The 21,056-nt window shown below is 68.7% G+C and carries 20 protein-coding genes; 15 read left to right on the forward strand and 5 right to left on the reverse strand.

The genetic code is table 11. The features are described 5' to 3' along the window. Positions 1-13: 13 nt before the first annotated feature. From hemN to BM252_RS18685, 10 genes are all read left to right on the forward strand, one after another. Positions 14-1,447 carry an oxygen-independent coproporphyrinogen III oxidase gene (gene hemN, locus BM252_RS18640; RefSeq protein ID WP_093389182.1) on the forward strand — a complete coding sequence of 478 codons (1,434 nt, stop codon included), beginning with the start codon at positions 14-16 and terminating at the stop codon, positions 1,445-1,447. Between the two features lie 70 nt (positions 1,448-1,517). After that, entirely contained in the window at positions 1,518-2,312 is a 795-nt protein-coding gene (locus BM252_RS18645) for a sulfite exporter TauE/SafE family protein (protein WP_093389183.1), read from the forward strand. Continuing rightward, on the forward strand, positions 2,309-4,789 hold the full coding sequence (locus BM252_RS18650; RefSeq protein ID WP_425442342.1) for a heavy metal translocating P-type ATPase: 2,481 nt from the start codon (positions 2,309-2,311) through the stop codon (positions 4,787-4,789). Before BM252_RS18645 ends, BM252_RS18650 begins: the two co-directional genes overlap by 4 nt. 5 nt (positions 4,790-4,794) lie before the next feature. Next, complete coding sequence (gene ccoS / locus BM252_RS18655) at positions 4,795-5,001, forward strand: cbb3-type cytochrome oxidase assembly protein CcoS (RefSeq protein ID WP_093389184.1); 207 nt, start codon at positions 4,795-4,797, stop codon at positions 4,999-5,001. A gap of 96 nt (positions 5,002-5,097) precedes the next feature. Then, a complete protein-coding gene (gene ccoN, locus BM252_RS18660; protein WP_093389185.1) occupies positions 5,098-6,525 on the forward strand; it encodes a cytochrome-c oxidase, cbb3-type subunit I in 1,428 nt (475 codons plus the stop codon). 15 nt (positions 6,526-6,540) lie between these two features. Continuing rightward, positions 6,541-7,155 (forward strand): cytochrome-c oxidase, cbb3-type subunit II, encoded by a 615-nt coding sequence (ccoO, locus tag BM252_RS18665; RefSeq protein ID WP_093389186.1) that lies wholly within the window; start codon positions 6,541-6,543, stop codon positions 7,153-7,155. Position 7,156: 1 nt separating this feature from the next. Continuing rightward, complete coding sequence (locus BM252_RS18670; RefSeq protein ID WP_093389187.1) at positions 7,157-7,321, forward strand: cbb3-type cytochrome oxidase subunit 3; 165 nt, start codon at positions 7,157-7,159, stop codon at positions 7,319-7,321. Then, on the forward strand, positions 7,314-8,276 hold the full coding sequence (gene ccoP, locus BM252_RS18675) for a cytochrome-c oxidase, cbb3-type subunit III (protein WP_093389188.1): 963 nt from the start codon (positions 7,314-7,316) through the stop codon (positions 8,274-8,276). Before BM252_RS18670 ends, ccoP begins: the two co-directional genes overlap by 8 nt. A gap of 16 nt (positions 8,277-8,292) precedes the next feature. Continuing rightward, entirely contained in the window at positions 8,293-9,684 is a 1,392-nt protein-coding gene (gene ccoG, locus BM252_RS18680) for a cytochrome c oxidase accessory protein CcoG (protein ID WP_093389189.1), read from the forward strand. A gap of 10 nt (positions 9,685-9,694) precedes the next feature. Continuing rightward, positions 9,695-10,240: a FixH family protein gene (locus BM252_RS18685; protein ID WP_093389190.1), complete on the forward strand. Its 546-nt coding sequence runs from the start codon at positions 9,695-9,697 to the stop codon at positions 10,238-10,240. An 81-nt stretch (positions 10,241-10,321) separates the two neighbouring features. Here BM252_RS18685 and fnr read toward each other — a convergent pair whose 3' ends face one another. Both fnr and BM252_RS18695 read right to left on the reverse strand, forming a co-directional pair. Next, complete coding sequence (gene fnr / locus BM252_RS18690) at positions 10,322-11,080, reverse strand: fumarate/nitrate reduction transcriptional regulator Fnr (protein WP_093389191.1); 759 nt, start codon at positions 11,078-11,080, stop codon at positions 10,322-10,324. 148 nt (positions 11,081-11,228) lie between these two features. Then, complete coding sequence (locus tag BM252_RS18695) at positions 11,229-13,343, reverse strand: EAL domain-containing protein (RefSeq protein ID WP_093389192.1); 2,115 nt, start codon at positions 13,341-13,343, stop codon at positions 11,229-11,231. Positions 13,344-13,462: 119 nt separating this feature from the next. Between BM252_RS18695 and BM252_RS18700 the strand changes: the two genes are divergently transcribed. Further along, positions 13,463-13,828, forward strand: coding sequence for a TfoX/Sxy family protein (locus BM252_RS18700; protein ID WP_093389316.1), 366 nt, complete (start codon positions 13,463-13,465; stop codon positions 13,826-13,828). A gap of 145 nt (positions 13,829-13,973) precedes the next feature. On the opposite strand, the gene BM252_RS18705 is transcribed toward BM252_RS18700, so the two are convergent. Next, the gene (locus tag BM252_RS18705) at positions 13,974-14,912 is read right to left on the reverse strand and encodes a DUF808 domain-containing protein (RefSeq protein WP_093389193.1); all 939 of its coding nucleotides are present in this window, start codon (positions 14,910-14,912) and stop codon (positions 13,974-13,976) included. Between the two features lie 227 nt (positions 14,913-15,139). Here BM252_RS18705 and BM252_RS18710 point away from each other — a divergent pair, with 227 nt between their 5' ends. Then, positions 15,140-15,793 (forward strand): LysE family transporter, encoded by a 654-nt coding sequence (locus tag BM252_RS18710; RefSeq protein ID WP_093389194.1) that lies wholly within the window; start codon positions 15,140-15,142, stop codon positions 15,791-15,793. Between the two features lie 19 nt (positions 15,794-15,812). Here BM252_RS18710 and blaOXA read toward each other — a convergent pair whose 3' ends face one another. Then, on the reverse strand, positions 15,813-16,610 hold the full coding sequence (gene blaOXA, locus BM252_RS18715; RefSeq protein WP_093389195.1) for a class D beta-lactamase: 798 nt from the start codon (positions 16,608-16,610) through the stop codon (positions 15,813-15,815). A 151-nt stretch (positions 16,611-16,761) separates the two neighbouring features. Between blaOXA and BM252_RS18720 the strand changes: the two genes are divergently transcribed. Further along, positions 16,762-18,363, forward strand: a complete 1,602-nt coding sequence (locus BM252_RS18720) for a DUF6600 domain-containing protein (protein ID WP_093389196.1) — start codon at positions 16,762-16,764, stop codon at positions 18,361-18,363. Positions 18,364-18,643: 280 nt separating this feature from the next. Here the strand turns inward: BM252_RS18720 and BM252_RS18725 are convergent, their stop codons facing one another. After that, on the reverse strand, positions 18,644-19,135 hold the full coding sequence (locus BM252_RS18725; protein WP_093389197.1) for a phage regulatory CII family protein: 492 nt from the start codon (positions 19,133-19,135) through the stop codon (positions 18,644-18,646). Between the two features lie 110 nt (positions 19,136-19,245). On the opposite strand from BM252_RS18725, the gene BM252_RS30290 reads away from it, so the two are divergent. After that, the gene (locus BM252_RS30290) at positions 19,246-20,220 is read left to right on the forward strand and encodes a hypothetical protein (RefSeq protein ID WP_139236605.1); all 975 of its coding nucleotides are present in this window, start codon (positions 19,246-19,248) and stop codon (positions 20,218-20,220) included. 2 nt (positions 20,221-20,222) lie between these two features. Then, a complete protein-coding gene (locus BM252_RS18740; protein WP_093389200.1) occupies positions 20,223-21,011 on the forward strand; it encodes a DUF2491 family protein in 789 nt (262 codons plus the stop codon). Positions 21,012-21,056: the final 45 nt, after the last annotated feature.

Below are 21,056 nucleotides of genomic sequence, written 5' to 3' on the forward strand. Positions count from 1 at the left end.
GATTGAAACGACCATGCCCACCACCGCCAGCCAGAACGTCGCGTTTTTCCCCTCGGTCCAGTTCGACGCCGACATCATCGGCAAACTGAGCCAGTCCGGGCCGCGCTACACGTCCTACCCGACCGCCGACCGCTTCCAGCCCGACTTCGGCTACGGCAACTACCTGGAGGCCGTCGCCGGCCTGCGCATGCGCGGCGGCCGCCGCCCGCTCTCGCTGTACCTGCACATCCCCTTCTGCGACACGGTGTGCTACTACTGCGGCTGCAACAAGATCGTCACCAAGGACCGCAGCAAGGCGGCCACCTACCTGAGCTACCTGAAGCAGGAGATCGAGATGCAGGCGCGCCTGTTCGCCGGCATGAACCAGATCGAGCAGTTGCATTTCGGCGGCGGCACGCCGACCTACTTGAGCGACCGCCAGATGGGCGAGCTGATGGCCCACCTGCGCCACCAGTTCGAGTTCGCCCCGGACGACCTGGGCGAGTACTCGATCGAGATCGACCCGCGCACCGTCTCCGTCGAGCGGGTCCACTCGCTGCGCGCGCAGGGCTTCAACCGCATCAGCCTGGGCGTGCAGGACTTCGACCCGGACGTGCAGAAGGCGGTCAACCGCATCCAGCCCGAGGCCGAGACGGTGGCCATCATCGAGGCGGCGCGCGCGGCCGGCTTCCGCTCGGTCAGCATCGACCTGATCTACGGCCTGCCACTGCAGAGCCTGGCGACGATGGAGCAGACCATCGCCAAGGTGATCTCGGCCAGCCCCGACCGCATCGCCCTGTACAACTACGCCCACATGCCGCACCTGTTCAAGCCGCAGCGGCGCATCCACGAGGCCGAGCTGCCGACCGCCCAGGTCAAGCTGGACATGCTGGCGCTGTGCATCCGCCGGCTGTGCGCCGCCGGCTACGTCTACATCGGCATGGACCACTTCGCCAAGCCGACCGACGAGCTGGCCATCGCCCAGCGCCAGGGCCGGCTGCACCGCAACTTCCAGGGCTATTCGACGCGCGCCGAGGCCGAGTTGATCTCCTGCGGCGTGTCGGCCATCAGCGCCGTCGGCGCCACCTACTGCCAGAACGAGAAGACGCTCGAGGCCTACTACGAGAAGCTCGACGAGGGCAAGCTGCCGATCGCCCGCGGCATCAAGCTGAGCACCGACGACCTGCTGCGCCGCATCATCATCCAGATGCTGATGTGCAATTTCGAGCTGTCCATCGAGTCGATCGAGCAGGCCTACCCGATCGAGTTCCGCAGCTACTTCGCGCCCGAGCTGGCCAAGCTGGCCGCGCTCGAGGCCGACGGCCTGCTGAGCATCGAGCCGGCCTGGCTGACCGTCACGCCCAAGGGCCGCCTGCTGATCCGCAACATCTGCATGGTGTTCGACCGCTACCTCAACGCCGCGCGCGACAACGCGCCGCAGCCCTTGCGCTACTCCAAAACGATATAAACGATATAAATCAACTAAACAATATAAACGATTTAAATTATATAAACGATATAAACGGTTTCATTCAAACATGAGCGGTCTGCAACTTCTACCGGTATTCCTGGTCGGCCTGGCCGGCAGCGTGCACTGCGTCGGCATGTGCGGCGGCATTGTCGGCGCGCTGTCGGCGGCGTCCCGGCCCAAGCCCCGGCCGCGTCCGGTGATCGCCATCGCCTTGGCCCAGCCGGCGGCCACGGCGCCGGCCGCCGCGCGGCCGGTGGCCCTGGCCGACCGCCTGGCCCGTGTGCTGGCCTACAACGGCGGGCGCATCGGCAGCTACATGCTGGCCGGCGCCTTGGCCGGCGGCGTGGCCGGCGGCGCGCAGAGCCTGGCCCGCATGGCCGGCGTGCAGATCGGCTTCTACTGGCTGGCCAACCTGATGCTGGTGGCGCTCGGCCTGTACCTGATGGACGCCTGGCGCGGCCTGGCCCGGCTGGAGGCGGCCGGCCAGGTGGTCTGGCGCCGCGTGCAGCCGCTGCTCAAGCCGCTGCTGCCGATGGACAGCGCGGCCAAGGCGCTGGCGCTGGGCGGCCTGTGGGGCTGGCTGCCCTGCGGCATGGTCTACAGCGTGCTGTTGACGGCCATGCTGAGCGGCTCGGCCGCCTCCGGCGCCGCCGTCATGCTGGCCTTCGGCCTGGGCACCCTGCCGATGCTGCTCAGCCTGGGCCTGCTCGGCGCCCGCCTGCGCGAGGCGCTGCAACGGCGCGCCGTGCGGGTCGGCTGCGGCCTGCTGGTGCTGGCCTTCGGCCTGCTCGGCCTGGCGCGCGCCGGCAACGGCGTCTCGCTCGGCTGGATCGACGCGCTGTGCCTGACGGGGCACCCGTGAGCGCCCGCCTGGACGCGCCGGCCGCCGCCGCGCCCGCCCACAGCGGCCCGGCGCTGGCCTGCTACCACTGCGGCCTGCCGGTGCCGGCCAAGTCGCACTGGCGCGTGCGCATCGACGGCGCCTCGCAGCCGATGTGCTGCCCCGGTTGCGAGGCGGTGGCGCAGACCATCGTCGAGCTGGGCCAGGAGGACTACTACCGCACCCGCTCGGCCTTCGCCGTCAGCGCCGAGGGCGCCCAGCTGGTGCCGCCCGAGCTGCAGTTGTACGACAACGCCGACCCCCGCTTCGCCCTCGACGAGGACAGCTGCGAGACCACCTTGGCGGTCGAGGGCATCCGCTGCGCCGCCTGCGTCTGGCTGATCGAGCGCCGCCTGGCCCGCCTGCCCGGCGTGCACGGTGCCCAGCTCAACGTCGCCACCGAGCGCCTCTATGTGCGCTGGAACAAGGCCGCCTGCAAGCCGGGCGACATCCTCGCCGCGCTGCACGCCATCGGCTACGCCGCCTACCCCTACGACGCCGCCCGCCACAGCGAGCAGCTGCGCCGCGCCGGCAAGACGCTGGGCCGCCAGTTGTTCGTCGCCGGCCTGGCGATGATGCAGGTGATGATGTACGTGGCGCCGGCCTACCTGGCCGAGTCCGGCACCCTGGACGACGACATGGCCAGCCTGATGCGCTGGGCCAGCCTGCTGCTGACCCTGCCGGCCATCCTCTACTCGGCCCAGCCCTTCCTGCGCGGCGCCTGGGCCAGCCTGCGCGCGCGCGCGCTGGGCATGGACGTGCCGGTGGCGCTGGGCATCGTCGCCGCCTTCGGCGCCAGCGTGGTGGCCACCTGGCGCGGCCAGGGCGAGGTGTACTTCGACTCGGTGACCATGTTCATCTTCCTGCTGCTGGCCAGCCGCTACCTCGAGCTGCTGGCGCGCCGCAAGGCCGCCGCCGCGCTCGAGCGCCTGCAGCACGCCCTGCCCGCCGCCGCCACCAGGCTGGCCGACTGGCCGGCCAGCCGCGCCGGCGCCGTGGTGCCGGCCGCCGCGCTGGCCGCCGGCGACTTCATCCTGGTCAAGCCGGGCGAGGCGGTGGCCGCCGACTGCGCCATCGTCGACGGCCAGACCGCGCTCGACCTGTCGCTGCTGAGCGGCGAGAGCGCGCCGCAGCGCCGCGGCCCCGGCGACGAGGTGCCCGGCGGCGCCATCAACGCCAGCGCCGCCGTGGTGGCCCGCGTGCTGCGGACCAGCGGCGACAGCACCCTGTCCGACCTGGTGCGCCTGATCGACCGCGCCGGCCAGGACAAGCCGCGCATCGCCCAGTGGGCCGACCGGGTCGCCGCCTGGTTCGTCGGCGCCCTGCTGGTGTTCGCCCTGGCCACCTTCGCCTTCTGGCGCTGGTACGAGCCCGCGCTGGCCTGGCCGGTGGCGATCGCCGTGCTGGTGGTGTCCTGCCCCTGCGCGCTGTCGCTGGCCACGCCGAGCGCGCTGGCCGCCGCCATCGACCGCCTGCTGCGCCGTGGCGTGCTGGTGGTCGGCCCGCAAACCCTGGAAACCCTGCACCGCGCCAGCCACATCGTGTTCGACAAGACCGGCACGCTGACCCTGGGCCGGCCGCGACTGCAGGACACCGCCCTGCTCGGCCTGATGCAGCAGGAGCACTGCCTGCACCTGGCCGCCGCGCTCGAGGCCGACAGCGCCCATCCGCTGGCGCGCGCCCTGCGCGCCGCCGCGCCGCCGGCCGACCCGCTGCTGCCGGCCCACTGGTGGCAGGCGGAAAAGATCGTCGAAGTGCCCGGCCAGGGCCTGGAGGGCTGGGTGCACGGCCGCCAATACCGGCTGGGCAGCGCCGCCTTCGTCGCCGGCCTGAGCGGTCCGCTGCCCGAACCCGGCCACAGCGTGCCCGGCGGCATGACCCCGGTCTACCTCGGCGGCGCCGACGACTGGCTGGCCTGCTTCCACCTGCAGGACGGCCTGCGCGACGACGCCGAGGCCACCGTCGACTACTTCCGCCGCGCCGGCAAGCGGATCGTCCTGCTCAGCGGCGACCAGCACGCCCTGACCCAGCAGGTCGGCGCCCGCCTCGGCATCGCCGAGGCCTGCGGCGGCTACCTGCCGGAGCAGAAGCTGGCCTACGTGCAGCGCCTGCAGCGGCAGGGCGCGGTGGTGGCGATGGTCGGCGACGGCATCAACGACGCCGCCGTGCTCAGCGCCGCCGACGTCTCCTTCGCCATGGGCTCGGGCGCCGCCCTGGCCCAGGCCCACGCCGACGCCGTGCTGCTGTCGGGCCGGCTGGCCTCGGTGGCCGACACGGCGCGCACGGCGGCCAAGGCGATGCGGGTGATCCGCCAGAACCTCGGCTGGGCCACCGTGTACAATCTGGTGGCGATCCCGGCCGCCGCGCTGGGCTACCTCAATCCCTGGCTGTCCGGCGTCGGCATGGCGCTCAGCTCCGCCGTCGTGGTGGCCAACGCTATGCGCCTGCGGCGCGACTGATCCCCATGGAAGCTCTGTTCCTCCTCGTCCCCCTGTCCGTCATCATGGTCTTCGTCGCCCTGTGGGTGTTCTTCAGCGCCTCCGACGGCGGCCAGTTCGACGACCTGGTCGGCCCCGGCATGCGCGTGTTGCAGGACGACGATTCCGGCGCCCCGGCCGCCCCGGCCGGCCCGGTTGACGCGGCGCAGCAAAATGGTGACGCTACGCATTAATTCAATCAGGCAATTTTGATCTGAATCAAAGTTTTTGAAGGTTCAAACCCGTATTCTGTGATTTACATCATCGAAGTAATCTCGGGAGAGAATCAAGTGGATCAAGCACTGAACTACAACTACAAAATCGTGAAGCAGTTCGCGATCGCAACGGTAGTCTGGGGGATCATCGGCATGCTGGTCGGCGTCATCATCGCCGCCCAGCTCGCCTGGCCCGCCCTGAACCTGGACATACCCTGGCTGACCTATGGACGCTTGCGTCCGCTACACACCAACGCCGTCATCTTCGCCTTCGGCATCTGTGGCCTGTTCGCCACCTCCTACTACGTCGTGCAGCGCACCTGCCAGGTGCGGCTGTTCTCCGACAAGCTGGCCGCCTTCACCTTCTGGGGTTGGCAGGCGGTGATCCTGAGCGCCGTCGTCACCCTGCCGCTGGGCCTGACCCGCGGCAAGGAATACGCCGAGCTCGAATGGCCGATCAGCATCCTGATCGCCGTCGTCTGGATCTCCTACGCCATCGTCTTCTTCGGCACGCTGATCAAGCGCAAGGTCAAGCACATCTACGTCGCCAACTGGTTCTTCGCCGGCTACATCCTGGCCGTGACGATCCTCCACGTGGTCAACGGCGCCAGCATGCCCGCCTCGCTGTTCAAATCCTACTCGGTCTACTCGGGCGTGCAGGACGCGATGATCCAGTGGTGGTACGGCCACAACGCGGTCGGCTTCATCCTCACCGCCGGCTACCTGGGCATGGTCTACTACTTCATTCCGAAGCAGGCCGAGCGTCCGGTGTACTCCTACCGCCTGTCGATCGTCCACTTCTGGGCGCTGATCTTCACCTACATGTGGGCCGGTCCGCACCACCTGCACTACACCGCGCTGCCTGACTGGACCCAATCGCTGGGCATGGTCTTCTCGCTGATCCTGTTGGCACCGTCCTGGGGCGGCATGATCAACGGCATCATGACCCTGTCGGGCGCCTGGCACAAGCTGCGCACCGACCCGATCCTGAAGTTCATGATCGTCTCGCTGTCGTTCTACGGTATCGCCACCTTCGAAGGTCCGATGATGTCGATCAAGACCGTCAACGCCCTGTCGCACTACACCGACTGGAACGTCGCCCACGTCCACGGCGGCGCCCTGGGTTGGGTCGGCTTCATCACCATGGGTTCGATCTACTATCTGCTGCCGCGCATGGCCGGCGAGACCAAGATGTGGAGCACCAAGCTGATCGACGTGCACTTCTGGGTCGCCACCATCGGCATCGTGCTGTACATCGCCGCGATGTGGATCGCCGGCGTGATGCAGGGCCTGATGTGGCGCGCGGTCAATCCGGACGGCACCCTGACCTATACCTTCGTCGAAAGCGTCAAGGCCACCTATCCCTACTACGTGGTGCGCTTCGGCGGCGGCCTGTTGTACCTGACCGGCATGTGCCTGATGGGCTACAACACCTACATGACGCTGCGCAACCGCGCCACCGTGACGGCACGCATTCCCGCGCTGGCCGCGGGTCACGCCTAAACCCTGGAGTTGACGATGAAATTTACCCATGAATGGATTGAAAAGAACCCCTGGCTGCTGATCGCCCTGGTGACCGTGGTGGTCAGCGTCGGCGGCGCCGTCGAGATCATCCCGCTGTTCTTCCAGAAGTCGACCACCGAGCCGGTGGCCGGCCTCAAGCCCTACTCGCCGCTGCGCCTGGCCGGCCGCGACATCTATGTGCGCGAAGGCTGCTACAACTGCCACTCGCAGATGGTGCGTCCGTTCCGCGCCGAGACCGAGCGCTATGGCCACTACTCGGTGGCCGGCGAGTTCGTCTACGACCGTCCGTTCCAGTGGGGCTCCAAGCGCACCGGGCCCGACCTGGCGCGCGTCGGCGGCCGCTACAGCGACGAATGGCACAAGACGCACTTGAACAACCCGCGCGACGTGGTGCCCGAGTCGAACATGCCGAACTACCCCTGGTTGGCGGCCACCAAGCTGGTGCCGCAGGACATCCAGCCGAAGCTGCGCGCGCTGCGCCGCCTGGGCGACCCGTACACCGAGGCCGAGATTGCCGCCGCGCCCGAGGCGCTCAAGGACAAGACCGAAGAAGACGCCCTGATCGCCTATCTGCAAGGCCTGGGCACACAAATCAAAACGAGGAACTAGCATGGTTATCGACAACCTGTTCGACCGCGCCAGCAGCGTGATGACGGTGGTTTCCTTCATCACCTTCATCGGCATCATGTGGTGGGCCTTCTCCCGCCGTAACACGGAGAATTTTGCCGAGGCGGCACAACTGCCCTTCGCCGACGAGGAGACCCCCCATGTCTGACTTCACTAGCGGTTTCTGGAACATCTACATCGTCGTGCTGACCATGCTCGGCGTGTTCGGCTGCGGCATCCTGCTGTACGCCCAGTCGAAGCACAAGCTGCAGCCCGGCGAGTCGGCCGAGCCCGGCGCGGCGGTGGGCACCACCGGCCACGTCTGGGACGAGGACTTGACCGAGCTGAACACGCCGATGCCGCGCTGGTGGATGTGGTTGTTCTACATCACCATCGTGTTCGGCCTGGCCTATCTGTTCCTGTATCCGGGCCTGGGCACCTACGCCGGCAGCCTGGGTTGGAAATCGACGGGCGCCTACCAGGCCGAGCTGAAGAAGGCCGACGCCGACTACGGCCCGCTGTTCAGCCAGTACCTGAAACAGGACCTGAAAACCGTGGCCGCCGATCCCAAGGCGCACGCCATGGGCGAACGCCTGTTCCTGACCTACTGCGCGCAGTGCCACGGCTCCGACGCGCGCGGCAACAAGGGCTTCCCCAACCTGACCGACAAGGACTGGTTGCACGGCGGCGCGCCGGACGTGATCAAGACCACGATCATGCAAGGCCGCAACGGCATGATGCCGAGCATGGCCGCCGCGCTGGGCAGCGACAAGGACGTCGAGAACGTCGCCCAGTATGTGCTGAGCCTGTCCGGCTCGACCTCCGACCCGATCAAGGCGGTGTTCGGCAAGGCCAAGTTCGGCGCCTGCATGGCCTGCCACGGCGCCGACGCCAAGGGCAACCAGGCGATCGGCTCGCCCAACCTGACCGACAAGGTCTGGCTGTACGGCGGCAGTGCCGACACCATCATGGAAACCATCCGCAAGGGTCGCACCAACGCCATGCCGGCCTTCTCGGACTTCCTCGGCGAGGGCAAGGTGCACGTGCTGGCCGCCTACGTCTGGAGTCTGTCGAACGACGTCAACAATCCCGCCGTCGCCGCCGCGCCCGCCGCACAGCAGTAAGAGTATCATCTAAGAAATGAACGCTCCAAAACCACAAGTCATCAAGATGTACGCCGCTCGCGAGGAGATCTATCCTCGCGAGACCAAGGGACGCTACGCCAACATCCGTTGGCTGTGCGTCTGGCTGACCCAGCTCGCGTTCTACGGGCTGGCTTGGCTGAGCTGGAACGGACGGCAGGCCCTGCTGTTCGACCTGGTCGCCCGCAAGTTCTATATTTTCGGCCTGGTGCTGTGGCCGCAGGACTTCATCTACCTGGCCGCCCTGCTGATCATCTGCGCCTACCTGTTGTTCCTGGCGACGGCGATGGCGGGGCGGGTCTGGTGCGGCTTCGCCTGCCCGCAAACGGTGTACACCGAGATTTTCTTGTGGATCGAACGCAAAATCGAGGGCAAGCGCAGCGCGCGCATGGCCCTCGACAAGCAAGGTCCGTCCGTCTCCAAATTCCTCAAGAAGACCGCCAAGCACCTGGTCTGGGGCGCCCTGGCGCTGTGGACCGGCTTCACCTTCGTCGGCTACTTCACGCCGATCAAGACGCTGGCGCAGGAGGTGCTGACGCTTAATTTCGGCCCCTGGGAATGGTTCTGGGTGGTCTTCTACAGTTTCGCCACCTACGGCAACGCCGGCTGGATGCGCGAGCAGGTGTGCAAGTACATGTGCCCCTACGCCCGCTTCCAGAGCTCGATGTTCGACCGCGACACCCTGATCATCACCTACGACAGCAAGCGCGGCGAGCCGCGCGGCGTGCGCCGCCGCGACGAGGTGGCCAACGCCAAGCTGGGCTCGTGCATCGACTGCACCTTGTGCGTGCAGGTCTGCCCGACCGGCATCGACATCCGCAAGGGTCTGCAGTACGAGTGCATCGGCTGCGCCGCCTGCATCGACGCCTGCAACGACGTGATGGACAAGGTCGGCCAGCCGCGCGGACTGATCCGCTACAGCACCGACCACGCCATGGCCGAGAACTACACCACGGCGCAGATCCGCGCCCACGCGCTGCGTCCGCGCGTGCTGATCTACATCACCATCCTCGGCCTGATCGTGCTGGCCGTGTGCAGCGCGCTGTGGTTCCGCATGCCGCTCAAGCTGGACGTGATCCGCGACCGCGGCACCCTGGGCCGCGAGGTCGAGGACGGCATGATCGAGAACGTCTACCGCCTGCAGATCATGAACACCACCGAGCAGGCCCACACCTACCGCATCGCGGTCAAGGGCCTGGACACGCTGACCCTGCTCACCGGCGACACCGTCAAGGTGGCGGCCACCGAGACGCTGGCCTATCCGATCCGCCTGCGCACCGCGCACGGCGTCGGCCAAAAGGGCTCGAACAAGATCGACATCGAACTGGTGGCCGTCGACGACCCCAGCCTGCACGTGCGTGAACACGCGGTCTTCTTTGTGCCGCGTTAAGGAGAACCAGATGGCCGAAGTGATTCCGCTCAACCCGCACGCCGAGGCCGCCGCGCCGTGGTGGCGCCACCGCTGGCCCTGGCTGCTGATGGCCGGCCCGGCCATCGTGGTGGTGGCCGGCAGCTACCTTGGCTACATCGCCTACCAGGGCCAGGACGCGCTGGTGGTGGGCGACTACTACAAGCAGGGCAAGGCGATCAACCAGGACCTGCGGCGCGACCGCGCCGCCAGCGCGCTGGGCCTGAAGCTGGCGCTGCGCTACGAGGCCGGCGACGGCGTGCTCAGCGGGCGCATCGCCGGCGCGGCGCAGGCCGTGCCGGGCCGTTTGCTGCTGCAGCTGTCGCACGCCACCCAGCCGGAGAAGGACGTCCAGCTGGCGATCCAGCCGGACGCCGACGGCGTCTTCCGCGTGCCGCTGCCGATGCTCGAGCGCAGCCGCTGGGTGGTCCAGGTGGAAAGCGAACAACGCGACTGGCGCCTGGCCGGCACCTGGCACTGGCCGGCCCAGCGCGAGATCCTGCTGCAGGCCGACCCGCAGTTGGCGCCGGCCGAGTAGGCCGCCGCCGCGCGATTGGGCGGATGTGAAAAGGGCGACCCCACGGGGCCGCCCTTGTTGTTTTTGCGCCGCCGCGGCGCGCTAGTCGCAGCTCTGCGTGCCGGCCGTGATGGCCTTCAGCATGGCCGGGTTGAGCAGCTCGATTTCGCGGTTGCTGACGCGCAGCAGCCCCTCCTTCTTGAACTTCGACAACAGCCGGCTGATGCTCTCGATGGTCAGCCCCAGGTAGTTGCCGATCTCCTCGCGCGACATGCGCAGTTGGAACACGTAAGGCGAGTAGCCGCGCGCCTCGTAGCGCGACGACAGGTTGACGATGAAGGCGGCGAAGCGCTGGGTCGCCTGCATATTGCCCAGCAATAGCATGACGCCCTGCTCGCGGGTGATCTCCTGGCTCATCATGCGGTGGAAATGGCGCAACAGCGTCGGCATGTCGACCAGCAGCTGCTGCAGGCTGGCGAAGGGGATCTCGCACACCTCGCTGTCCTCCAGCGCGATGGCGTTGCAGTGGTGGCGGTCGGCCGAGATGGCGTCCATGCCGAGCAGCTCGCCGGCCATCTGGAAGCCGGTGATCTGTTCGGCGCCGTCCGGGTTCAGCTGGTAGGTCTTGAAGTGGCCCAGGCGGATCGCGTACAGGCTGCCGAACGGGTCGCCGATGCGGAACAGCGTGCCGCCGCGGACGATCTTGCGGCGCCGGCCGATGATCTGGTCGAGCCGGTCCATGTCGGCCGTGTCCAGCCCCATGGGCAGGCACAGCTGGTGCATGCTGCAGGTGGCGCAGCGCGCGCGCAGGTGCTCCAGCGTGGCGCCGGGCAGGGTCAGGGAGGGGAGGGCTTGATTCATCCGGCAAGTGTAGCCTATTTGCCCGCCCGGAGCGCCTATGCCGCAGTCAGGCAATCAAGTATTAATGCTTTCAAGAATGTAGATCATGTGCAATGAACGATGTCGTTCTCGCCACCTTTGCGCCGCCCGCCGCCCGCCCGCCGCCGGCTCAGTCGCTGCCCGCCGTCAGCGGCCGCAGCGCGCCCACCGCGTAGCCCTGGGCGTAGTCCAGCCCCAGCTCGCGCACCATGGCCAGGGTGGGGCCGTCCTCGACGTATTCGGCGACGGTGCGGATGCCCATCACGTGGCCGACCTCGTTGATCGCCTTGACCAGCGCCCGGTTGATCGGGTTGTTGGCGATGTCGCGGATGAAGATGCCGTCGATCTTGAGGAAGTCCACCGGCAGCGACTTCAGGTAGGCGAACGAGGACAGGCCGCTGCCGAAGTCGTCCAGCGAGAAGCGGCAGCCGAGCAGCTTGAGGCGCTCCATGAAGGCCTGCGCCTTGGGCAGGTTGGCGATCACCGCCGTCTCGGTGATCTCGAAGCAGACCTGCTCGGGCGCCACGGTGTAGCTGCCGAACTGCTCGAGGATGTAGTCGTGCAGGCCCTCGTCGCCCAGCGAGGTGCCCGACAGGTTGATCGAGTACTGCGCCGGCAGCGATTGGTGGCTGGCAATGAAGGCCTGCTCGGGGTTGAGGCTGTCGCGCACCGTCTGGATGTGGTGGCAGACGGCGCGGATCACCCAGCGGTCGATCGCCGTCATCATGTCGTAGCGCTCGGCGGCGGGGATGAAGGCGCCGGGCAGCACCAGCCGGCCCTTGCCGTCCTGGATGCGGATCAGCACCTCGTCGTGGCATTCGTTGTGGCTGTTCAGGCTGACGATGGGCTGGGCGTACAGGCGGAACAGGCGGCGCTCGAAGGCCTCCTTCAGGCGCGACACCCACATCATCTCGCCGTGGCGCTGGGCCAGCCGCTGGTCCGACTCCCGGTACAGGTGGACGCGGTTGCGGCCGCGCTCCTTCGCCAGGTAGCAGGCCTGGTCGGCGGCGATCAGCAGCTCGGTCATCGACTTGCTGTTGTGGTTGATCTCGACCACGCCGACGCTGGCGCCCAGCTCGAAGGCGTGGCTGTCCCAGACGAAGCGGAAGTCCTTGACCGACTGGCGCAGCTGGTTGGCGATCAGCATGGCGCGCTCGGGCGGGCAGTGCGGCAGCAGCGCGCCGAGCTCGTCGCCGCCCAGGCGTGCCAGGATGTCGCTGTCGCGCATCTGCGTCTGCAGCATCTTGGCCAGCAGCTGCAGCAGCAGGTCGCCGGCGCCGTGGCCGCAGGTGTCGTTGACCACCTTGAACTGGTCCAGGTCCATGTACAGCAGGGCGTGGACGTGGCCCTCGTGCTTGGCGGTGTGCAGCGCGGCGGCCACTTGGCGCTCGAACTCGTGGCGGTTGATCAGGCCGGTCAGCGCGTCGTGGCTGGCGTTCCACGACAGCTGGCGGCTCAGCTTGCGCTCGTGGCTGACGTCGCGGAACACCACCACGGCGCCGAGCAGCTGGCCGTCGTCCGACCAGATCGGCGCGGCCGACTCCTCGACGGCGACGTGGCGCCCCTCGCGCGTGACCAGCTGCAGCGGGCTGTCGGCGCAGGCGTTGACGGCCTGGCGCTGGCGCAGGCATTGCAGGGCGATGTGCTCGTCGGTGGCGTGGCCGTCCTCGTCGACCAGGCGCAGCGTGGTGCCGATGTCGCAGCCGGCGGCCTGCTCGTTGCTCCAGCCGGTCAGCTGCTCGGCGACGCGGTTCAGGTACTGGGTGCGGCCCAGCTGGTCGGTGGTGATGACCCCCTCGCCGATCGAGCGCAGCGTGATCTCGGCCAGCTCGCGCTGGCGCACCGTCTTCAGCTCGTCGGCCTTGCGCAGCGTGACGTCCCAGACGATGCCCAGCGTGCCGGTGGGCTGGCCCTGCTCGTCGCAGAACGCGCGGGCGTGCGCGGCCAGCCAGTGCACGCTGGCGTCGGGCCAGCAGACGCGGTACTCGACCTCGTAGCCGCCGCAGCGGTCGACGCCGTCCTGCATCGCCTCGAGCAGCGCCGCGCGGTCGTCCGGGTGGACGCAGTCGAGGAAGCCGGTGAAGGGCTGCCGCAGCGGCTCCGGCGGCAAACCCAGTAGCGAGGCGCCGTGGCCGACCCAATTGACGTGGCTGTCGACGACTTTGCCGTTGTCCAGGCTGGAGTCCCAGACCGCCATGTGCGCGACGTCGAGCGCCAGATGCAGGCGTTGTTGCAGGATCTTCATCGTTGCGTCTCCGCCGGACCGGCAACTTTGTTAATATTTGTTAGACGGCAAGCACGGCGGAAAAGTTCCGCCCGCATGGCCGGCGCCTGCCGATGGCGCCAACAACCAAGGAGGTGGGCATGGCATCGAAACAAGGCACGGTGGATTACCTGGTCGACCAGATGGCGCCGGCCGGCGCCATCGCCGCCAAGCGCATGTTCGGCGAGTACGGCCTGTACTGCGATGGCAGGTTCTTCGCCCTGGTCTGCGACGACCAGCTCTACCTCAAGCCGACCGCCGCCGGGCGCGAGTGGATCGGCGCGGTGGTCGAGGCGCCGCCCTACCCGGGCGCCAGCAACTGGCTGCTGGTCGATGGCGAGCGCTGGGACGACGGCGCCTGGCTGGGCCGGCTGGCCGGGCTCACCGCCGCCGCCCTGCCGCCGCCGGCGCCGAAGAAGCCCAAGGCGCCCAAGGCGCCCAAAGCACCCAAGGCGCCGAAAGTTTGACCGGGAGCGGCAGGCCGCCATGCCGAAATCAAGAGGCCGGCGGCGAACACCACCCAACGGCACAAAGCCCGGGGCGGACCCGCCGGGTCCGACCCTAGATTTCGCTGCGGGGTTTTCTCGACTTCGCTGCGATCCCGCCGGAAACCTAGCCGCGCCCTTTGAGCAGACGCAACAGCTTGCCGCCCAGGCCCACCACGGCCAGCGCCAGCGCGCCGGCGGCCAGGCCGGCCAGGGCGTCGAGCATGCTCGGCGTCAGCCAGGCCAGCGCCGGGCCGACGCCGGCCAGCGTGCCGACGGCCTCGGCGGCGTGGTGGATCACCTCGTGCGCGCCGGGCGTGCCGTGGGTCAGGATGCCGCCGCCGACCATGAACATGGCCAGGGTGCCGACCACCGACAGCAGCTTCATCAGCTTGGGCGCGGCGGCCAGCAGCACCTGGCCGAGGGCGCGCGTGGCGGCGCCGCCGCGCCGGCTCAGGTAGAGGCCGGCGTCGTCCATCTTGACGATGGCGGCGACCAGGCCGTAGACGCCCACCGTCATCACCAAGGCGATGCCGGCCAGCACCGTCACCTGCTGGCCGAACGGCGCCCCGGCCACCGTGCCCAGCGAGATGACGATGATCTCGGCCGAGAGGATGAAGTCGGTGCGGATGGCGCCTTTGATCTTGTCCTTCTCCAAGGCCACCAGGTCGACCTCGGGATCGCTGACGGCGTCGGCCAGCTCGACCAGGTGGGCGGCCTGCTCGTCGGCATGCAGATACGGATGGGCCAGTTTTTCGAAGCCCTCGAAGCACAGGTAGGCGCCGCCGGCCATCAGCAGCGGCGTGATGGCCCAGGGCGCGAAGGCGCTGATGCCCAGCGCCGCCGGCACCAGCACCGCCTTGTTCTTCAGCGAACCCACGGCCACCGCCCACACCACCGGCAGCTCGCGCTCGGCCTTCACGCCGGCCACCTGCTGGGCGTTCAGCGCCAAGTCGTCGCCCAGCACGCCGGCGGTCTTCTTGGCCGCCACCTTGCTCATCAGGGCGACGTCGTCAAGGATGGCGGCGATGTCGTCGATCAGCGCCAGCAGACTGGAGCCGGCCATCTCAGCGGTTCTCCGTCATGGCGGCTGGGGGGAGGGCGGGACGGGTCGGGGTGCGCATCATGGTTCTCTTGGCAAAAATGGTGGAGCGGCAAGTGTAACCCAGGCCGGGCCGGCGCGGAATGCGCCGGCCCGCTACAATAGCCGATCGGCCGCGCCCGCCACACCGCGCCGCCGCCGAATCGCCGCCCATTCGGCACCGTTTCCACCCTCTCGCCCGGGACCAGCGCATGACCTTCGCCACTTGGATCACCTTTTTCGTCGCCGCCTGCATCATCGCCGTCTCGCCCGGCTCGGGCGCCGTGCTGTCGATGTCGCACGGCCTGTCGTATGGCGTGAGAAAGGCCAGCGGCACCATTTTGGGCCTGCAGGCCGGCCTGTTGCTGGTGTTGTTCATCGCCGGCGCCGGCGTCGGCTCGCTGCTGCTGGCCTCCGAGCTGGCCTTCAACGTGGTCAAGGTGGTCGGCGCGTTGTACCTGATCTACCTGGGCCTGGGCCAGTGGCGCGCCAAGGTGCAGCTCGGCGTCGGCGCCGGCGGCAGCGCCGCAGCGGCGCAAAGCGTGGCGCCGTCGCTGGGCAAGCGCGTGCTGACCGGCTTCCTGACCAACGCCACCAATCCCAAGGGCATCATCTTCATGGTCGCCGTGCTGCCCAACTTCATCAACCAGCACGCCCCGGTGTTGCCGCAACTGCTGATCCTGGCCGTCACCATGTGCTCGATCGACCTGGTGGTGATGCACAGCTACGCCTTGCTGGCCGCGTCGATGCAGCGTTACTTCCGCGACGCGCGCGCCTTGCGCAAGCAGAACCGCGTCTTCGGCGGCCTGCTGATGGCGGTCGGCGCGGCGCTGTTCTTCGTCAAGCGCGGCGGCGCCAACGCCTGACGCCGCCGGCCCCGGCCGGCTACAGCAGGCCGAGCGCCTTCAGGCTGGCGCGGCCCAGCGGCACGCGCTGCCCGGCGTCGCGCTCGCGGCGGATGTCCAGGTTCAGCGCGAAGCTGTACAGGCGGCCGTCCTGTTGCAGCCAGCCGACCCACCAGCCCAGGTCCTTGCCGTCGGCCGGCGACGACCAGCCGGTCTTGCCATACAGCGTGTAGGCCGCCGTGCGCTCGAGCTCGGCGATCGCGCGCGTCTGCGCCATCGCCTCGCGCGGGAAGGGCAGGCGGTCCTGCGCCAGCCGCTCGACGAAGCCGGTTTGCTCGAGCGCGCTGATCTGCAAGGGCCCCTCCAGCCAGAAGCTGTCGATGGCCTTGCCGGTCTGCATGTTGCCGTAGTTCAGGGTGGCCAGTTGGGTGCGCATGCGCTCGGCGCCGATGCGCCGCGCCAGCTCCTGGTAGATGCGCAGGTTCGACACCGGCATCGCCTGGCGCAGGCTCATGTCGTGCTCCCACTCCTTGCGCGCCAGCGGCTTGCCGCCGTAGGGCAGCGCCGCGTCGACGTCGGCCACGGCGCCGACGGTCAGGCCGATCAAGGTGTTGGCCAGCTTGAAGGTCGAGGCCGGCGCGTAGCGCGTTTTGGCGCGCGCCAGGTTGTGCACGGTGTAGCTGTCGGCCGCGACGTCGTGCAGCACGAAGGTGCCGCTGACGCCGGCCTTCTTGAACAGCTTGCCGACGGCGGCGCTGTCCTTCCAGTCGCTGGCCTGGGCCAGCGCGCAGGCCGACAGCAGCAGGCCGGCCAGCAGGGTCGATACGGGGAATCGCATGGGGTCTTTGGTGGGATGGCGGGAGTGCACATTCTACAATGTGCAATCATTTGTAACCCAGGTAGTCGAAAAATCATCTGCGCCGTTAAATAAAGATGGCGCGTCGCGCCCGCGCCTTGTGCGCAGAACCAACACCCCGAGGAGCGCAGCGATGAGCCGCACCGTATTCCACCGCCTGATCGTGTCCACCCTGGGCGGCGTGGCCGCCGCCGCGCTGGCCGCCGGCGCGGCGCTGGCCGACCCGCCGGCCCGCGTCGGCCGCATCTCCAGCCTGGAGGGCCAGGTCACCGTGCTGGCCGAGGGCGAGGCCAACGCCGCCCTGCTGAACTGGCCGATCACCAGCGACAACCACATCGCCACCGGGCGCGGCGCGCGCGCCGAGTTCCGCGTCGGCGCAGCGGCGCTGCGGCTGGACGGCGACTCCGACCTGGAAATCAGCCGGCTCGACGACGACAGCCTGCGCCTGTACCTGCACTACGGCAGCGTCAGCGTGCGCATCCGCGACAACGCGCTGGCCCGCGACTTCGAGCTGAGCACGCCGCAGGCCCGCGTCACGCTGGTCGAGCCGGGCTGGCTGCGCGTCGACGCCGGCCGCAGCGCCGACACCAGCGTCGTCAGCGTCTTCGCCGGCCTGGCCCAGGTCGACGGCGCCGGCAACACGGTGAGCCTGTGCGGCGGCCACCGGGTCGAGGTCGGCAACGAGGAGCTGCACACCGGCACGGCCAAGCGCGGCGCCTTCGACCACTGGGCCGAGGCGCGCGACCGCCGCGAGCAGGCCGGCACCGCCAGCCGCTACCTGTCGAGCGAGGTGACCGGCTACGAGGAGCTGGACCAGTACGGCAGCTGGCAGGACAGTAGCGACTACGGCCCGCTGTGGACGCCGCGCGTGGTGGCGGTGGACTGGGCGCCCTACCGCGACGGCCGCTGGATCTGGCTGGCGCCCTGGGGCTGGACCTGGGTCGACAACGCGCCCTGGGGCTACGCGCCGTCCCACTACGGCCGCTGGGTGATGCTCAACCGGCGCTGGTGCTGGGCGCCCGGCCGCGTGGTCGGCCGGCCGGTGTGGGCGCCGGCGCTGGTCGGCTGGGTCGGCGGCGACCAGCTGACGGTGACCTTCGGCGGCAGCGTCGGCCGGCGTCATGCGCCCGGCACGGGCTGGTTCCCCTTGTCGCCGCGCGACACCTATGTGCCGCCCTACCGCGTTTCCCTCGACCACGAACGGCGCCTGAGCTGGCGCCACGACGGCCGTGGCGGCGAGTGGCGCGACGGCCACAGACCCGGCGAGCCGCGTCGCGACCATCGCGACGGCGTCACGGTGCCGCCGCGCGACCGGTTCGATGGCCACCGGGTGGCGCCGGTCGGCAAGGGGCCGAAGGTCGTCATGGCCCCGCCGCTGATGCTCAACGCGCCGTTGGTGGGCGCGCCGGCGGCGCCGGCCCGGGTGCTCGACACCCGCCACCTCGAGCGGCGCGACGACGGCCGCGAGCCGGGACGCGGCGAGCGCGCCGACCATGGCGAACGCAACACCACGCCGGGCCGCTCCGAGCGGATGGTGTTGCCGCTGCGGACGCAAGCGCCGCCGCCGCAACAGCAGGCGCCTCAGGTGCAGCAACAGGCGCCGCAGGTGCAGCAACAGGCGCCGCAGCAGGCGCCTGCGGCGGCGGGCCGCGACGCCGGCCGGCCGGGCAACGAGTCGCCGGGCCGCAAAGAGGGCCGCGACAAACGGCGCGAGGAGGGGCGCGATGCGCGCTAGCGCGGCGACAACAAGCGTGGGCCGCCGGCGCGCTGGGCGCGACAGCCCAGTCCGGCAATTCGGCAACTCAGCACGTGAAAGGAGCAGTTCGTCACATTCCGCTGTCGCCGGGCATTGCCAATTGGATATAGTTTCGCCATTGCAATGACGGGGGCCGCGGCAGGACAGGGTGGAAGCACATCGCCCGCAGCGCAGGGCCGTCGAGACAGCACGCCTAGTTCCCGACTATTTTCTGCCCAATGAGAATAGTTTTTCGCCAGCCCACGGGCTGGCTTTTTTTTTACTTGCCCTCGGCCTGGGCCTTGATGCGCAGCCGCGCCCGCCACTCGCCCAGCGCCGACAGCGCGCCCTGGAACTCGCGCTCGATCAGGTCGGCCTCGGCCGCCGTGACCTTGCCGTCCATCAGCGCGTTGGAGACCGCCTCGGCCACCGCGCCGACCTGGCTCATCACCCGGCAGACGGTCTGCGATAGGTCGTCGCTGCCGATCTGCTCGGGCTGCGGCACGACGAAGGCGGCCATGCCGTGGCGCGTCAACAGCGCGTGCAGCGGCAAATGGGCCTCGGCCACGCCGGCGCGGTGGCACAGCTCGACGATGGCCGAGACCTCCTCGAACGAGGGGTAGTGCGAGGCGATGGTCGGCGCCAGCTTGTTGCGCAGCACGTTGACGGAGATTTCCATGCTCTGCGCCAGCGCTTCGATGCCGCCCGGGTAGTTGCGTGCCACTTTATACAGGGCATCGTGTTGATTCATGTCGAGGTATTTGCGCGTCATGGTGAAGTTAACCTTTTATTACCGATGCATGCCCCCCAAATGGGCGCTATGCTGATTCCAATGCAAGTCATGCTATGCTGTTTTTTGCCCAACTTAACTGAAAAGACATCATGAAGTCCTCTCATTTTGCCGTGGTCCTGGCCGTGCTGCTGTCGCTGGCGGGCCACCTGCCGGCCGAGGCGCGCGATACCTCGCATTCTGGCACATCGTCGTACAAGAGCGGATTTTCGTCGCAACGGTCGAGCACGGCGAAGAGCAAGCCGTCCTCGCCGCGCAGCGCTCCCGGCTCGTTCGGCCGCGGCGCCAGCCGCGACACGGCGCCCGAGGCCGCGCCTTCGCCTTCGCCGTCGTCGCAGCGCGGCGGCTTCGGCTCGTTCGGCCGCGGCGCCAGCCGCGACACGGCGTCCGAGGCCGCGCCGGCGCCTGCGCCGTCGTCGCAGCGCGGCGGCTTCGGCTCGTTCGGCCGCAGCGCCAACAGCGCGCCGCCGCCCGCCGCTGAGCCGGCACCGTCGTCGAGCCGTTCGGCCTTGGGCCGCGACATGAACCAGAGCACGGCCCAGCAGCGCGCCAACCAGACGCTGGAGGCGCGCCGCGCCGCCGCCGCCGCGCCGCCGTTGCCGCCGTTGACCGATCCGGTGTCGCGGCCGCAGCAGTCGCCGCAGTATTCGCCGGGGCCGCAATACCAGCAGCCCGGCCCCGGCTATCCGCAGCAAGCGCCGCCGGTGATCGTGCAGCAACCCAGCAACGGCCTGATGCACGGCCTGATGGGCTTCATGCTGGGCCGCGCCGTCAGCGGCGGTTCGCAGCCGACCTATTATCCGGGCAACAACGGCAATAACAACGGCGGCAACGCCAACAACGGCCACAACAACGGCACAGGCAACAACAACGCCGCCGACGCCGGCCTCGGCGCCGGCGCGGTCGCGGCGCCGCCCGCCGCGCCCTCGTTCGGCGCCACGGTGCTGCGCACCTTCGCCTGGCTGGTGCTGCTGAGCGTGCTGGGCTGGTTGGCCTACTTCACCGTGAAACGTCTCAAACGCGGCCGCACGCCCAGCGGCGCGAATTACTCCTTCGAAAGGGAATAGAAATGGGTTGGAGCAATGCATTTGATTATCTGCGCGGTGTCGCCGCCAAGCGCGGCGCCGACCCGAGCGAAGCACGCGCCGACGCCGACCTGCCGCTCGGCGCCCGCATCGGCAGCCTGTTCACGCTGCAGCAGTCGCCGCTGATCCGCGCCAACGCCGAGGGCTCGCTGATCCGCCTGCCGCTGCCGGGCGAGACGCGCATCCAGGCGGTGTCGCAGATCCGCCTGAACCTGGCCGGCGGCCTGTACCGCTACTACCTGAGCAAGGGCGACCTGGACGCCCGCGAAACCTTCCTGCAGGTCTACCAGAACGCCAAGGGCGAGGTGGCCGAGCTGATGTATTGTACCCAGCTGGCCCGGGTGATCCCGGAGACGGTGGAGGACCAGGAGGCCTATATGGGCGTGTCCGGCGCGGGCCTGGGCGACCGCAGCTACACGCTGTGGCGCAACCAGCTCGACGACTACGGCCTCGACCAGGCCGACCTCGACCTGATCTTCGGCCAGCACGAGGGCGTCGACTTCTGGCGCGACGCCGGCGACAGCCAGGCCGAGTTCGTCGCGCCGTTCTCCGGCACCGAGACGCGCATCGACGACGCCGCTGGCCGCAACGGCCTGCGCCAGGAAATGTATTTCATGCCGTATGTGCGCAAGTTGCCCAGCGGCGGCAGCGAGTATCTGCTGATCACCACGGAAGTCATCTCCAGCGTGAACGGCGACAACTCGAAGCGCGGTATCCATGTCGATTTCGTCATTGGCATACCGGTAGAGCAAGAGCGGATCGTCATCCAATAAGCGGTCCGCAGTGTGTGTGAAGTGTTTTACCCAAATTAACCTAGA

Source organism: Rugamonas rubra (assembly GCF_900114705.1).
GTDB classification, from domain to species: domain Bacteria; phylum Pseudomonadota; class Gammaproteobacteria; order Burkholderiales; family Burkholderiaceae_D; genus Rugamonas; species Rugamonas rubra.

What these genes read in the sequence shown, in the direction of transcription:
- BM252_RS18670 (WP_093389187.1), top strand. Translation starts at nt 7,157, where the DNA reads ATGGTTATCGACAACCTGTTCGACCGCGCCAGCAGCGTGATGACGGTG.
- BM252_RS18720 (WP_093389196.1), top strand. Translation starts at nt 16,762, where the DNA reads ATGAGCCGCACCGTATTCCACCGCCTGATCGTGTCCACCCTGGGCGGC.
- BM252_RS18705 (WP_093389193.1), bottom strand. Translation starts at nt 14,912, where the DNA reads ATGGCCGGCTCCAGTCTGCTGGCGCTGATCGACGACATCGCCGCCATC.
- BM252_RS30290 (WP_139236605.1), top strand. Translation starts at nt 19,246, where the DNA reads ATGAAGTCCTCTCATTTTGCCGTGGTCCTGGCCGTGCTGCTGTCGCTG.
- ccoS (WP_093389184.1), top strand. Translation starts at nt 4,795, where the DNA reads ATGGAAGCTCTGTTCCTCCTCGTCCCCCTGTCCGTCATCATGGTCTTC.
- ccoO (WP_093389186.1), top strand. Translation starts at nt 6,541, where the DNA reads ATGAAATTTACCCATGAATGGATTGAAAAGAACCCCTGGCTGCTGATC.
- BM252_RS18700 (WP_093389316.1), top strand. Translation starts at nt 13,463, where the DNA reads ATGGCATCGAAACAAGGCACGGTGGATTACCTGGTCGACCAGATGGCG.
- hemN (WP_093389182.1), top strand. Translation starts at nt 14, where the DNA reads ATGCCCACCACCGCCAGCCAGAACGTCGCGTTTTTCCCCTCGGTCCAG.
- blaOXA (WP_093389195.1), bottom strand. Translation starts at nt 16,610, where the DNA reads ATGCGATTCCCCGTATCGACCCTGCTGGCCGGCCTGCTGCTGTCGGCC.
- BM252_RS18645 (WP_093389183.1), top strand. Translation starts at nt 1,518, where the DNA reads ATGAGCGGTCTGCAACTTCTACCGGTATTCCTGGTCGGCCTGGCCGGC.
- BM252_RS18685 (WP_093389190.1), top strand. Translation starts at nt 9,695, where the DNA reads ATGGCCGAAGTGATTCCGCTCAACCCGCACGCCGAGGCCGCCGCGCCG.
- BM252_RS18740 (WP_093389200.1), top strand. Translation starts at nt 20,223, where the DNA reads ATGGGTTGGAGCAATGCATTTGATTATCTGCGCGGTGTCGCCGCCAAG.
- ccoG (WP_093389189.1), top strand. Translation starts at nt 8,293, where the DNA reads ATGAACGCTCCAAAACCACAAGTCATCAAGATGTACGCCGCTCGCGAG.
- BM252_RS18710 (WP_093389194.1), top strand. Translation starts at nt 15,140, where the DNA reads ATGACCTTCGCCACTTGGATCACCTTTTTCGTCGCCGCCTGCATCATC.
- ccoP (WP_093389188.1), top strand. Translation starts at nt 7,314, where the DNA reads ATGTCTGACTTCACTAGCGGTTTCTGGAACATCTACATCGTCGTGCTG.
- BM252_RS18695 (WP_093389192.1), bottom strand. Translation starts at nt 13,343, where the DNA reads ATGAAGATCCTGCAACAACGCCTGCATCTGGCGCTCGACGTCGCGCAC.
- fnr (WP_093389191.1), bottom strand. Translation starts at nt 11,080, where the DNA reads ATGAATCAAGCCCTCCCCTCCCTGACCCTGCCCGGCGCCACGCTGGAG.
- BM252_RS18725 (WP_093389197.1), bottom strand. Translation starts at nt 19,135, where the DNA reads ATGACGCGCAAATACCTCGACATGAATCAACACGATGCCCTGTATAAA.